The sequence below is a fragment of the Actinomadura sp. NTSP31 genome, from assembly GCF_041951385.1.
Lineage (GTDB): Bacteria > Actinomycetota > Actinomycetes > Streptosporangiales > Streptosporangiaceae > Spirillospora > Spirillospora napierensis.
Window position 1 is genome coordinate 35,865 of sequence record NZ_JBGNUT010000032.1, and the last position, 13,878, is coordinate 49,742.

9 protein-coding genes are annotated in these 13,878 nt (G+C 74.3%); 6 read left to right on the forward strand and 3 right to left on the reverse strand.

Annotated elements, in window-relative coordinates; translation table 11 throughout:
- The first annotated feature begins 251 nt into the window (after positions 1-251).
- The 3 genes from ACA514_RS38580 (at position 252) to ACA514_RS38590 (ending at position 3,190) form a co-directional block, all read left to right on the forward strand.
- Complete coding sequence (locus tag ACA514_RS38580; RefSeq protein ID WP_375046247.1) at positions 252-959, forward strand: hypothetical protein; 708 nt, start codon at positions 252-254, stop codon at positions 957-959.
- Positions 960-1,218: 259 nt separating this feature from the next.
- Positions 1,219-2,445, forward strand: coding sequence for a chaplin family protein (locus ACA514_RS38585; RefSeq protein WP_375046248.1), 1,227 nt, complete (start codon positions 1,219-1,221; stop codon positions 2,443-2,445).
- A 184-nt stretch (positions 2,446-2,629) separates the two neighbouring features.
- On the forward strand, positions 2,630-3,190 hold the full coding sequence (locus ACA514_RS38590; protein ID WP_375046249.1) for a class E sortase: 561 nt from the start codon (positions 2,630-2,632) through the stop codon (positions 3,188-3,190).
- Between the two features lie 3 nt (positions 3,191-3,193).
- Here the strand turns inward: ACA514_RS38590 and ACA514_RS38595 are convergent, their stop codons facing one another.
- A complete protein-coding gene (locus ACA514_RS38595; RefSeq protein WP_375046250.1) occupies positions 3,194-4,237 on the reverse strand; it encodes a matrixin family metalloprotease in 1,044 nt (347 codons plus the stop codon).
- Positions 4,238-4,555: 318 nt separating this feature from the next.
- Between ACA514_RS38595 and ACA514_RS38600 the strand changes: the two genes are divergently transcribed.
- Together ACA514_RS38600 and ACA514_RS38605 are read left to right on the forward strand one after the other, a co-directional pair.
- Positions 4,556-5,539, forward strand: a complete 984-nt coding sequence (locus tag ACA514_RS38600) for a DUF2382 domain-containing protein (RefSeq protein WP_375046251.1) — start codon at positions 4,556-4,558, stop codon at positions 5,537-5,539.
- Positions 5,540-5,656: 117 nt separating this feature from the next.
- Positions 5,657-6,607, forward strand: coding sequence for a helix-turn-helix domain-containing protein (locus ACA514_RS38605; protein WP_375046252.1), 951 nt, complete (start codon positions 5,657-5,659; stop codon positions 6,605-6,607).
- On the opposite strand, the gene ACA514_RS38610 is transcribed toward ACA514_RS38605, so the two are convergent.
- Positions 6,568-7,869 (reverse strand): MFS transporter, encoded by a 1,302-nt coding sequence (locus ACA514_RS38610; protein ID WP_375046253.1) that lies wholly within the window; start codon positions 7,867-7,869, stop codon positions 6,568-6,570. The genes ACA514_RS38605 and ACA514_RS38610 overlap by 40 nt on opposite strands.
- A gap of 425 nt (positions 7,870-8,294) precedes the next feature.
- On the opposite strand from ACA514_RS38610, the gene ACA514_RS38615 reads away from it, so the two are divergent.
- A complete protein-coding gene (locus ACA514_RS38615) occupies positions 8,295-10,214 on the forward strand; it encodes a glycoside hydrolase family 3 protein (RefSeq protein ID WP_375046254.1) in 1,920 nt (639 codons plus the stop codon).
- A gap of 54 nt (positions 10,215-10,268) precedes the next feature.
- Here ACA514_RS38615 and ACA514_RS38620 read toward each other — a convergent pair whose 3' ends face one another.
- On the reverse strand, positions 10,269-13,814 hold the full coding sequence (locus tag ACA514_RS38620; protein ID WP_375046255.1) for a serine/threonine-protein kinase: 3,546 nt from the start codon (positions 13,812-13,814) through the stop codon (positions 10,269-10,271).
- Positions 13,815-13,878 lie beyond the last annotated feature (64 nt).

The following is a 13,878-nucleotide window of genomic DNA, read 5'->3' on the forward strand; positions in this document are numbered from 1 at the left end:
GCGAGGGCCCGGAGCGAGGAGTTTCCGCAGTGCGACGCCTACCGATCCGCGACGGGGCGAGCCGCCCCGACGGGCGGCGGCGTGCCCTCGGAAACGTTCTGGTGCGCGTGGCCGCCATTGCCGGATTCGCGTTCGCCGGCTGGATCGCGCTCAGTTCCATGAACCAGTCCGCGCACGCTGCAGAAGGCGGATCACCGCGCAATGACGCGGGCCCGGGAACGGACCGGACCGCCCAATGGAGCCCGGTCGATGTGGACGGGCTTTCCACGCTCCGTCATTTCCGGTTCGAGCACGGACGCCCCACCGGCCGGACGCCCGGCGCCGTCGCCGGCGACGTCCGGGAGGCCGGCTCGCGCCCGGTCCCGTACCTCAGTGAGCGCGGGCACGACGCCGTCCACGACGGCGGGCATGCGACCCGCGGCGTGGTCCGCACCGTCGGCACCACCGTGAAGAAGACGGCCGACGCGACGGGAGCGTCGCACCTGCGGCTCCCGGACGTCCGCACGTCCGGCTCCGGTGTCGGCCGGCTCGTGCACGGCGTGGCCGCCCCGCGCTCCGCGCCGCACGGCGCGCAGCCGGACAAGGCGCACGCGTCGTCGCGTCATGACGGCGCCGCGCACGGCAGGGCCCACGGCAAGGCGCACGCGCAGATCGCCGCGGCCTCCAGGACGGCCCGCCACGCCGACGCGAAGGCGTCGTCCGGCGACCACCGCTCCGGCGGGCACTGCCGGATGTGCGGGTACGGGCACCGCGTGCCCGGCGCGCCCGCGATGCCGTCCGACCAGGACGGCAACCCGCGCAGCGGGCCGCCGTCCGGCGGGCACCCGTTCGGGCCCGTCGCCGACCTCGGCACCGCCGCGCACCCGCAGGCGCCGCGCGCCCTCGCGTCCGGTGCGTTCCACCGGACCGCGCTGACCGACGAGGCGGCCCCGGGCCGTCCCTCGGTCGTCCCCGACTAGCACCCGCCGCCGGGCGCCCGCCGCGATCCCGCGCGATCCCGCGCGCCCCCGGCCGGAAGCCGCCTCCGCGGTACGAGCCCTTCCCGTACGCGTCCGTCGTGCGAGCCCGTACCGGCCGGACGGCCGGCTCCCCCGCATCCCACGAGCTTTTCTCCCAACGGCACGGCCCTGGCCAGGCCGCTGCCCGCTGCGCTCACCCGGACGGTGCACGCAGTGATCATCACCGATTCACCGATTCACCGAAAGAAGGAGCAACACCATGCGCATCTGGGCAAGGAACACGGGCCGCGCCGCGCTCGTCGCGGCGGGCTGCGTCGCCATGGGGGCGAGCGGGCTCGGCGCCCCGGCCTCCGCGGACACCACCACCAGCGGCGACCTCAGCATCCTCGGCGGCAACCAGGTCGTCGCGCCGATCTCGATACCGATCGAGGCCAGCGGGAACGCCGTCGGCGCCGTCGCCGGGATCGCTCAGGCCGGTTCCAAGGGCGGCGCGCTCGTCGAGCGCCGGGGCCACGAGGGCGGCGACATGCACACCTCGGGCAACATGTCGATCGGCGGCGGCAACCAGGTCTACGCGCCGATCTCCGTCCCGATCGACGTCTGCGGCAACGCCGTCGGCGCCGTTCTCGGCATCGCGCGGGCCGGCTGCGAGGGCGGCGCCGCCGTGATCAAGAAGGGCGGGGACGGCGGCCACGGCGGCTGGCGCGCCGGCGGCCGGGCCGCGACGCCCGGCGAGCGCCAGGCGGCGCCCGCCGCCGGCACCGCCGACGACGCCGCCGGCAACGGCCGCATGGCCGCCTGGGACGGCGCCTGGAGCGGCGGCGGCGGCCACGGCGGCGGGCACAAGATGCAGACCTCGGGCAACATGAGCATCCTGGGCGGCAACCAGGTGTACGCGCCGATCTCCGTGCCGGTCAACGTGTGCGGCAACTCGATCTCCCTCATCGCGGCGATCACCCAGGCGGGCTGCAAGGGCGGGGCCGCCGTCGTGCGCAAGGGCGACGACGGGCCCGACATGAAGACGTCCGGCAACATGAGCATCCTGGGCGGCAACCAGGTGTACGCGCCGATCTCCGCGCCCATCAACGTGTGCGGCAACGCGATCGGCGCCATCCTCGGCATCGCGCAGGCGGGCTGCAAGGGCGGCGCCGCCGTCATCACCGACGGCGGCCACAAGAAGCACAAGCTGCCGCCGACGCTGCGCACCCCGAAGAAGCCGCACAAGAAGAAGCCCTACAAGCCGGCCAAGCACCGTCCGGCGGCCGGGCACCACAAGCTGCCGTCGACCCTGCGCGGGTCGAGCGAGCGCGTCGCGATGGGCCCGGACTACCGCAGCGCCGACGGCATGCCCGCCGTCCAGGAGCTGCTCGGCAAGGTCACCCGCGTGGCCAAGCCGGTCGCGAGCGTGACCCCGGGGCAGGCCGACGCGCAGCTGCCGCAGGGCAACGAGGTCCCGGTCAAGCTCGGCACCCCGCTGACCAACTGAGCCGCGGCCGGCCCGGATGACGATCCGGACCGCCGGGGCAGCCGGTGAAGGGGGCGGCAGACGTGCCGCCCCCTTCCCGCGTCCGGACGGCGCCGCCCTCCCGTGCGGGCGGCGCCGTCCGGCTCCCGGGACGCGGGAGACGGAGACGGCGCGGGAGACGGAGACAGTTCAGGAGACAAAGACCATGACCGAGAGAACGTTCCGCGCCCGGGTCCGGGCGCTGCCCGCGGCGGGCCTCCTCGCCGCCGCCTGCGTGACCGCCGTAGGGACGCCGATTGCGCACGCCGCGCCGTCCGCGCCCGCCGCGCCGGCCGCCGTCCGGCCGAAGACCGGCAAGGTGGTCGCGACCATCGGGATCAAGCGGATGCACCTGGCGATGAAGGTGCGGGAGGGCGTCTCGGAGCGGGTGCTTAGCCAGGGCGTCGGGCACTACCCGCGGACGGCCCTTCCCGGTCGCCTCGGCAACACCGTCCTGCTGGGGCACCGCACCACCTGGAAGCACCCGTTCGGCAGGCTGGACACGCTGCGGCGCGGCGACCGGATCGTCCTCAAGGCGCACCACAAGACCTACGTGTACCGGGTGCGCGGAACGCACGTGATCAAGCCGGCCGACCGGCGCGCGCTGGAACCCGTGCCGTTCAAGCCCGGAAAGGCGCCGGACGGTCAGTACGTCACGCTCATCAGCTGCACCCCGAAGGGCTCGGACCGGCGGCGCATCGTCGTCGTCGGCAAGATGAAGAAATGACGGCTATGCCGTCGAAGTGCGGGCGCCGTAAAGGGCGATGAGCCCGTCGTAGTCGCCCTTTCCGAGGGTGGCCGGGTCGTCGACGCAGGCCGCGACGGTCGGCGCCATGGTGAGCGCGGAATGCTGCGATCCCTCGACGTGCCCGAGCCCGAGCATGTGGCCCGCCTCGTGCGTGGTGACCGCCGCGGCGTCGTAGCTGCCCGCCGGGCAGGACGAGCCGTCCTGCGGGCCCGGCCACCACTTCTTGCCCTGCGCCTGGAGCGCCGTGTCGCTCTCGATCGTCGTCGAGCCCTGGTACCAGGTGCAGGTGGCCGCGAGGATCTCCGGCTCGGCGGCCGGCATCGCCTCCCAGCCGGACACGTTCGTCCCGTCCCGGTCGCCGCAGTTGGCCTGGGTGGTGACGTTCGGGGCCGTGCCCGTCTCGCCCGCGTACTTCTCCGAGACGTCCGGCGGCGGCGTGAACTTCCGGGCCGGATTGCAGTCGGTGGCGGCGTTGAACACGTTGGAGATCCCGGTGGACACGCCCGACATGGGCAGCCCGGCCGTCCCCGCGTAGTAGTGCCACTCGATCGTGGCGCCCTTCGGCCATTTGCTCGGTTCCTGCTGGTAAGCGCCGTCCTTGCAGGGGTCGAGCGGAGCACGGAACTGCCGCGGCCGGCCCTGCGGCACCCGCGTCCCCACGGCGGTGACGGTGACCTCGCCCTTCCGCTCGTCCACCCGGATGCGCAGTTCGGACGCGCCGTCGGTGCCGAGCGCGTGCGCGGTCACCGAGGTGCCGTCGGACGGGACCGCCGCGGCGAGCCCGTTCTCGCCGCGCACGACCCGGCCGCGCAGGTCGCAGTCGGACATCCGCACCTTCTGCGGCATCGCGCGGGCGGACAGGGCCCCGCCCGGCTTGCACCAGGCGGGCGGGCGCCGGGCGGCCAGTGCGGTGCCCGGCCCCGCGGTGACCGTGCAGGACAGAGCCGTGGCGGCGGCCGCGCCCACTGCCGTGGTGCACAGTGCGCGGGTGCGCCGCCCGCGTCCGGCGGGCGAGACGTCGTCCATGCCATTTCTCCGATGTGTCGGTCCAGCTGCTGCGGTGCGGCCCTTCGCGCTCCAGCCGTGAGTCTTTCGCGGCGCCGGAAAAGGCAAACCGGCGCAGCCTAAAATGATCACCACGTTGCGAATGGGCCCCTTGTCGAATAGACGGCATCTGCGCATCTTCCGGAAAACGTGGGCGGGACGGTCAGAGGGGCGCTCCCCGCGCCCCGGCGGCATCCGGTAAGGCTTGGGCAAATCACCGTTCATCATTCGGTAAACGCGTTTACCGGTGTGCGACCGGGAAAAATCAGGAGGTAATCAGGCAACTCGGGGGTGTTCAACGTGCAGACGCAGACACAGGTGCGGGAACTGATGGGCATGAGCGTGACCGACACCCACGGCACCAAGGTCGGCACGGTCAAGCAGGTCTACCTCAACGACGACTCCGGCGCGCCGGAGTGGGTGACCGTGCACACCGGCTGGTTCGGGATGCGCGAGAGCTTCGTGCCGCTGTCCGGCGCCCGCAAGGCCCAGGACATGCTGCAGGTCCCCTACGACAAGGAAACGATCAAGGGCGCGCCCAACGTGAACGCCGACGAGCATCTGTCGCACGCGCAGATCGTCGACCTCTACCGGCACTACGGCGTGCGCCCGCCGAGCGGCCGCCGCACGGAGGGCGGCGAGGGCACGGGCACGGCCGGGGGCGACGCGGACCGCCGCGCCGGCGGGGCCGAGACCGGCCCGTCCGCGCAGGGCACGACCGGTGCCCAGGGCAAGGCGCCGTCCGGCATGGCCGGCACGACCGGCACCGGCGGTGACGCCGGCACCAAGGGCACTACGGCGGGCGCCGCCGGGATGGCCGTGCGTCCCGAGCACGCAGAGCGCGGCGGGCGCGGCGAACCGCTGCCCGGGCAGCCGGGCGCCCCGATGACCGAGGTCACCCGGTCCGAGGAGCGGCTGCACATCGGTACCGAGCGGCACGAGGCGGGCCGCGTGCACGTGCGCAAGTGGGTGGAGACCGAGATGGTCGAGCGGACCGTGCCGGTCACCCACGAGGAGATCAAGATCGACCGGGAGCCGATCCCGGACGGCCAGCCCGACATGAAGGTCAACGTCACCGAGGACGACGTGGAGATCATCCTCTACGAGGAGCGCCCGATCGTGAACAAGGAGACCGTCCCGGTCGAGCGGGTCCGCGTGCGCACCGAGCAGGTGCGGGACGAGCAGACCGTCCGGGGCGAGCTGCGCAAGGAGCGCGTCGAGGTCACCCGCGACGAGGAGGGGCGCGGCGAGGGGGGCGGGCCCGGCAGGCGTCCCCGCAGCTGACCACCGCACCCGGCGTCGCTCGAGAACCGGACCGCGCGCGCCCGGCCGGCCCTTCCACCCGCAGGCCGGCCGGGCGTTCCCGGCGTCTGGTATGGGCATGGGCGTACAATTTCGGACATGGCCACGGTAGCGCTCGCCGTCAGCGAGGGGATCACGCTGTTCGAGGTCGCCGCCCCCTGCGAGGTGTTCGGCGTGGACCGCGGGCTCGCCGACCCCTGGTACGACTTCACCGTCTGCGCTCCCGCGTCCGTCCGGCTCGGCGGCTGGTTCCAGGTGACCGCTCCGGACGGGCTGGACGGGCTCGCCGCCGCCGGCACGGTGATCGTCCCGGCCTGCCGCAACGTCCTGGAGGAACCGCCCGCCGATCTCGTCGCGGCGGTCCGGGACGCGCACGAGGCGGGCGCGCGGGTGGTGTCGATCTGCACCGGCGCTTTCGTCCTCGCGGCCGCCGGGCTGCTGGACGGGCGGCGCGCCACGACGCACTGGATGCACGCGGCGCGGCTGGCCGAGCTGTACCCGCGCGTCGATGTCGACCCGGGCGTGCTCTACATCGACGACGGGACGGTCATGACGTCGGCCGGCAAGGCCGCGGGCATGGACCTGTGCCTGCACATCGTCCGGCTCGATTACGGCGCGGCCGTGGCGAACGACCTGGCGCGGCGGCTGGTCGTCCCGCCGCACCGTCCGGGCGGGCAGGCCCAGTACATCCCGGCGCCGGTCACGGCCGGGCGGGACGAGCCGCTGGCCGAGCTGTTCCCGTGGGCGCTCGCCCGGCTGCACGAGCCGCTGACGGTCGAGGACCTCGCGCGTCGCGCCGGGATGAGCTCCCGCAATCTCGCCCGGCATTTCAACGCGGTCGCCGGGACGACGCCGCTGCAGTGGCTGCACGCCCAGCGCGTCCAGCGCGCCCAGGAGCTGCTGGAGACCACCGACGACGGCATCGACCTGATCGCCGACCGGACCGGGATGGGCACGGCCGCCACGCTCCGGCGCCACTTCGGCCGCGCCCTCGGCGTCTCGCCGGACTCCTACCGCCGGACGTTCCGGGCGGCGGCCGCTTCCGGCTGAGCTGTCGGTGGCGTGCGGACCGTGAGCGCGGGGTCCGCCGTCCTGACGAGGGCCGGGATCGCGAGCGTCAGCACGGCCAGCCCGGCCATGACCAGCAGCAGGACGGCCGGCGGGGCGAACCGCCCGGCGGCGGCCAGCGGGAACGGCACCGCGAAGCCGAGGTAGGAGACGGCCTGGTAGACCGATGTCAGCGCGGCGAGGCGGTCCGGGCGGGCGAGCCGCTGCACCTCCTGCAGCCCGCACACCTGGCAGGACCCGTATCCCGCACCGAGCACCAGCGCGGCGGCGACCGCCGGCCACGGGCTGGTCGCGGCGGCGGCGCCCGCCGCGACCAGCATCCCGGCGATGACGAGGCCCAACGCGGCCGTGCGGAGCCGCTGCGGTGTGCGGGCGCGGCGGGCGATCGGCTGCACCGCGATCCCGGCCGCGGACGCCAGCGTCGCGACGGCCGCGCTGTAGACGAGCGCGTACCCGCCGAGACGGTCCCCGAGCTGGGCCGGGAGGTAGGCCAGGGCGACGGCCGCGGAGGCGAACACCCACGGCGCCAGCGGCACGACGACCGTGAGGAAGCGCCGCCCGCGCGCCTCGGGGACGCGCAGCGCGTCGCGCAGGCCGCCGCGCGCCGCGTCCGGCCGCCGGGTCTCCCGCGCCCGGGCGGCGAGCGGCAGCGCGACCGCGGCGAGCAGCAGGTGCGGCGCGTACGGCAGGACGGACGGGGCGGGCGCCCACTGGGCGAGGACCCCGGCGACCAGCGGCCCGAGGCCGAACCCGACGCTCATCGCGATCGTGAGCCGGCGCGGCGCGGCCCCGGCCCGGGACGCCGAGAGCTCCTTGATCCAGGCCGATCCGGCGCTGAACGCGGCACCGCTCGCGATGCCGGCGACGAGCCGCCCGGCGAACAGCCAGCCGGCGCCCGTCCCGCCGAGGACGAGCAGGGCCGTGCCGGCCGCGGACACGGCGAGCGCGGGGACGAGCACCCGGCGGCGGCCGTACCGGTCCGACACCGGGCCGCCGAGCAGCAGGCCGGGGACCAGGCCGAGCACGTACATGCCGAAGGTGGCCTGCACGGTCGTCGCGGAGAGGCCGAGCCTCGCCCGGTACATCAGCAGGAGCGGGGCGAACTGCTGCGCGCCCCAGCCCACCGCCGCGACGGCGAGCGCGGCCCGCCACCAGGCCCTTTCGTCCGGGTCGAAGTCGTTCATGGCTCCATGCTCGCCACCGCGCCGGTCCGGGACGAGTGTCTGGAACGACAAGGTCCGCACAGTTTCGGACGGCCGCGTCCCCGAGTGCCGGGGCCGCGGCCGGGTGTGGCCACCGGGCCGGACGGGCCGCCCGCCGGGTGCCGCGCCGGGGCAGCGCGGAGCCGGGGCGGGCGTCTTGGGTCCCGGCCCCGGTGCGCAGGCTTAATTCAGCCGATGATTTAAAGGGTGAACTTAGTTCCCGTCAAGCCCCCGCGGCCCATCCGCCGACCAAGATCATCCAGGCGGGGCGGGAGGTGCTTGACAGGTGATCAAGGGCGGGGGAGGTTCCTGGTGACGCTGAAGCCCGCCGCAAGGGGTCATGGCCGTCCGGGCGCGCCGTGACCCCGCCCGTCCCGTCGCGGACGTCCCGTCCGCCGCGGGCGGGTGGAGCGGGCGAGCGGCCCGGCCGGGCCGCGCCGCGTCGCCGTAGCGACCCAGGAGGGACCTTGCGACACCCCCACAGACGAACGGCCACCCGGACCAGGCGTTCACTGATCGCGATCGCGGTCGCCGCCGCCGTCCTGCCCACGGCGGCGGTCGACACCGCGTTCGCGGGCGCACCCGCCTCCGCGCCCTACCTGAACCCGCGGCTGCCCGTCGCGCAGCGCGTCTCCGACCTGCTCGGCCGGATGACGCTCCAGGAGAAGATCGGCCAGATGACGCAGGCCGAACGCGGCGCCATCGACTCCGACCCGAGCCAGATCACCGCGCTCGGCCTCGGCTCGGTGCTGTCCGGCGGCGGCTCCGTGCCGGCCGACAACACCCCGTCCGGCTGGGCCGACATGGTCGACCGGTACCAGGCCGCCGCGCTGAACACCCGGCTGAAGATCCCGCTGCTGTACGGGATCGACTCGGTGCACGGCGACAACAACCTCGTCGGGGCCACCGTCTTCCCGCACAACAACGCGATGGGCGCGACCCGCGACGCGGACCTCGTCCGCAGGGAAGAGCAGATCACCGCGACCGAGACCCGCGCGACCGGCCCGCAGTGGGTCTTCGCGCCCTGCGTCTGCGTCTCCCGCGACCTGCGCTGGGGCCGCACCTACGAGTCCTTCAGCGAAGACCCGGCCCTGGTCATGAAGATGGAGACGGCTCTCGAAGGGTTCCAGGGCCGGCGCACCAAGGACCTCGCCGACCCGACGCACGTCCTCGCGACCGCCAAGCACTACGCGGGTGACGGCGACACCAAGTTCGGATCGTCCACCAGCGGGACGTACACGATCGACCAGGGCGTCACCGTCACCGACCGCCGGACGTTCGGCCGGATCGACCTCGCGCCCTACGTGCTCGCGGTCAGGAAGTACGGGGTCGGCAGCATCATGCCGTCGTTCTCCAGCGTCGACTGGACCGAGGACGGCATCGGCAACCCGGTCAAGATGAGCGCCAACAAGGAACTGCTCACCGACGTCCTCAAGCAGAAGATCGGGTTCGACGGCTTCCTGATCAGCGACTGGGAGGCCATCCACCAGATCCCCGGCGACTACGCCACGCAGGTCCGCACGTCCGTCAACGCGGGCATGGACATGTTCATGGAGCCCTACAGCTCGCCGCAGTTCGAGCAGACGCTCCTCGCCGAGGTGCAGGCCGGACGCGTCCCGATGTCCCGCATCGACGACGCCGTCGGCCGCATCCTCAAGTCCAAGTTCGAGCTCGGGCTGTTCGAGCACCCGTACACGGACCGGACGAACATCAAGTCCGTCGGCTCGGCAGCGCACCGCGCCGTCGCCCGCGAGGCCGTCGCCAAGTCGCAGGTGCTGCTGAAGAACTCCGGCAACGCGCTGCCGCTGAAGAAGTCCCAGCGCATCTACGTCGCCGGCGTGAACGCCAACGACATGGGCAACCAGGCCGGCGGCTGGACGGTCACCTGGCAGGGCGGCTCCGGCAACACCATCCCGGGGACGACGATCCTGCAGGGCATCCAGCAGAACGCCAAGAACGTCACCTACAGCGCCGACGCGTCCGCGCCGACGGCCGGCAGTGACGTCGGCGTCGTGGTCGTCGGCGAGACCCCGTACGCGGAGGGCGTCGGCGACGTCGGCAACGGCCACACCCTCAACCTGTCCGACGCCGACAAGGCCAACATCGACAAGGTCTGCTCCGCGGTCGAGAAGTGCGTCGTCCTCGACGTCGCCGGGCGCCCGCAGATCGTCACCGACGAGCTGTCCAAGACGGACGCGTTCGTCATGTCGTGGCTGCCGGGCATCGAGGGCGCCGGGGTGTCCGACACCCTCTTCGGCCACCGCCCCTACACCGGCCGCCTCCCCGTGACGTGGCCGCGCAGCGAGTCCCAGGAGCCGATCAACGTCGGCGACAAGAACTACCACCCGCTGTTCCCCTACAACTACGGCCTCCGCACCCGCGGCTGATCGGGTGCCCCTCGGCGCCGGGCCCCCAGCCCGGCGCCGAGGGCGCGGCCGTGGTCAGGAGCAGGTGGAGCGGTAGGGGAGGTCGGGCGCGTACCGCTTCCACTCCGCCTTCGTCAGCCCGCCGACCTGCGCGCACAGCCGGTCGCCGATCCGCTCCGGATCCAGGACGAGGGCCTGGACGGTGTGGTCGCTCCCGGTGCTGAACAGGGTCCTGCCGTCGCGGGAGAAGGCCAGGCCGTCGGTACCGTCCGCGTGGCCGGGCAGGTCGAGACCGAACTGGCGTCCGGAGGCGACGTCGTACAGGTGGATGCCGCCCGTCCTGTCGCTGACGGCGGCGAACCGGCCGTCCGGTGAGAACGCGGCGGGTATCGGATCGGTGCTGTTCTGGTTGGACACCGCGGCGAGCGCCGGGCCCTTCCGCTTGCCCGCCCGGACGTTCCACAGGTACACGTCGTCGGGCGGGGCGACGGCGAGGGCCGTGGCGCCGTCCCGGCTGAGCGCCATGAGCTGCTTGACGGCATCCTGGCCGAACCGGGTGCGGACGCGCCCCGACGGCACGTCGACGGTGCCGGTCTGCAGCGTGACGGCCCGCCCGTCGGCCCGGTAGAACATCGGCCCGCTCGCCGGTTCCTTCAGCAGCGCCTCGCGGGTCCGTCGGCCGGTGCGCGCGTCCCAGAACTGCAGCCGGTCGGGGCCGTCGTCCGACAGGAGCGGCGCGGCCAGCGTCCGGCCGTCCGGGGAGAAGGCGACACCGTTGACGCCGGCGCTGGAGCCGGCGCCGCCGGGCCAGTCGAGCTGGGCGAGCTTGCGCAGGGAGCGGGCGTCCCAGACGCCGTATCCGGAGTCCGGGCTGGCGTCGGGAATGGCGAGGAGCGTGCCGTCGGGGCTGAACACCACCGGGTCGGTGCTGAGGCCGGGCACGGGAATGGCGGCGGACGCCCGCCGCGCGCGGACGTCCCAGACGGCCACGCTGTCCAGCCGGACGATCGCGGCGCGGTCGCCGAACGGGCTGAGCACGATGCGGTCGGCGTCCTGCGCGACGGGTGCCCGCCCCGTGTAGGCCGCGACGTTCGTCGCCACGATCCGGTCGCCGGTGGTCGCGCAGCGCAGGATGTCACCGCCCGCGGAGAAACGGCAGTCGGCGGGCAGATCGTCCTCGGACAGGCGGCGGTCCATGAGCGGCGGACCGTTGCGGTGGTCGTCGATCTCCCACAGGGTGAAGCCGACGGCCAGGAACCGGCCGTCGGGGCTGAACACCGGGGCGTCCAGCCCGCGCCTTCCGAGGTCGGAATGCCGGGGCGCTCCGCTCAGGGAGGCGGTCAGCTCGCCCCGGTCGACGTCCACGGCGAAGGCGTGGGTGCCGGCGACCAGCGCGAGCGTGGTGCCGCGCGGACCGAACGCCAGCCGGCGGACCGGCTCGCGGCTCTCGCCGAGGACGTCCTTCAGCCATGGTGTGGGCACCTGCTTGTGCGTCCGGATGTCCCACAGTCGCAGGCCGCCGGGCACGACCATCGCCGCGTACCGGTCGTCCGCGCTGACCGCCCAGCTCTTCGTGGCCTGCTTCCATTCCCCGACCAGGTGTCCGTCGCGGGCGTCCCACAGCGCCATGTAGGGCTTGGTCCGGGGGTATCCGGAACCGGTGCCGGCGTCGGCCATCAGGTAGTCGCCGCCGACGCTGTAGCGCAGGCTCCGGAACGCGTTGCCGGGCCTGGTCAGCGGTGCGCCGGCGGGCCTGCCGGTGGACGTGTCGTAGATCCGGACGGCGTCGAACACGCTCTTGTTCGTCGCGGACGGCAGCAACTGGGCCATGTGGCGGCCGTCCGGGCTGAGCACTGGCCTGCCCTTCGGCAGCGCGCCCGGCGTCGCGGGCAGCCGCTCGTGAGACCTCAGGTCCCAGCGCGTCACCTTGAAGGAGTTGTCGAGCGTCGCCGTACGGCCGTCCGGGTTCAGCGTCGCGACGGCGCCCTCCCCTTCGAGGCCGAGCGCGAACACGTCGTCCTCCCACTGGTACATCGCGCTCAGCTCGGCCTGCCGCGTCTGGTCGTCGTCCTTGATCCGCAGCGCGGCGAGGGCGAGGCGGCGGCTGGTGCGCGGGTCGTCGCGGTGCAAGGAAGTGGCGAGCACGGCCAGCCGGTCCGCGACGGCCTTGTCGCGCTGCGACGCCACGGTCCGGCTCTGCCGGACCGCGACCACGGCGGCTCCGACCGCCACGACCAGCAGCACGGCGAGCACGGCGGTGAGCGCGCCGCGCAGCCGCGTCCGCCGCCGGGTGAGCGCGGCGCACGCGTCCAGGAAGGAGCGCTCGACGGTGTTCAGGGTGAGGTTCCGGCGCCCCGTCGCCGCCCACTGCACGGCCCGCTCCAGCACGCTGCCCTGCAGCAGGTCGCCGCTGCGGCGGCCGTGCTCGTCCCACAGCCGCGCGGCGTCCGCCAGCGACCGGTGCGCCGGCAGGCCGTCGCGTTCGGCGTCCACCCAGCCGCGCAGCCGGGGCCACGCGCGCAGCAGTGCCGCGCTCGCCAGCGCCACGTGCTCGCCGTCCTGGACGAGCAGCCCGTCCCGGGTGAACCCGGTGACGACCTGCCGGACCTCCGGGGCGTCCCCGAGCTCCGCCGCGGTCGCGCGGCGCAGCGTGTCGTCGGCGCCCTCGCCCGGCAGCACCATCCGCAGCAGGACCGCGGGGGCGGCCTCCCGGGCCGCCGGGTCGAGCCGCTGGAACGCGGCCTCCGCCTCCTCCGCGAGCGACGGGCCCGCGGGCTGCGGCGGGTGCACGCCGGCGGCGACCCGGCTGCCCTCCGACAGCAGCCGTCCGGTCTCCCCGTCCCCGCCGACCAGGCCGAACAGCACCTCGTGCGCGGACGGGCGGTCCGCCGGGTCCTTGGCCAGCGCCGCCGCGACGACCGCCCGCAGCGGCTCGCCGAGCACGCCGGTCTCCGGCTCGGCGGTCCGGACGGCGTGCGCGAGCTGCGGCAGCGTGTCGCCCGCGAACGGGGCCCGGCCGAGGGCCGTGAACAGGACCACCGCGCCCCACGCCCACACGTCCGACGCCTCGCCCGCCCGGCCGCCCGCGAAGATCTCGGGGGCCATGTACGGGGGAGTGCCCTTCACCCCGGTGGTGCTGCGGGTCATGTCCGCGATCCGCGCGATCCCGAAGTCGATCACGCGCGGGCCGTCCGGGCCGAGCAGCACGTTGCCCGGCTTGAGGTCGCGGTGCACGATCCCGGCCCGGTGGATCGCCACCAGCGCGGTCGCGATCCCGATCGCCAGGCGGTGCAGCTCCCCCGGGGGGAACGGGCCGCCGGCGGCGACGGCGTGGGCCAGGTCGGGGCCGGGGACGTACTCGCTCACCACGTACGGCGGTTCGGCGTCCGGTTCGGCGGCCAGCATCCGGGCGGTGCAGAACGAGGACACCCGCGCGACCGCCTCGATCTCCCGGGCCAGCATGTCCCGCTGCCCGTCACCGGAGAACCCGGCGTGCAGCGCCTTGACCGCGACCCGCTGGCCCGCCGCGTCGTACGCCTCGTACACCACGCCCTGACCGCCCGCCCCGAGCCGTCCGGCGAGCCAGTAGTCGCCCAGCTGCCGCGGATCGCCCGGAATCAAGGGAGAGACCATATCCGTTGGACGTGGCGCTCACCGCGCCGGTTTATCTCAGGCCCGCCGCACG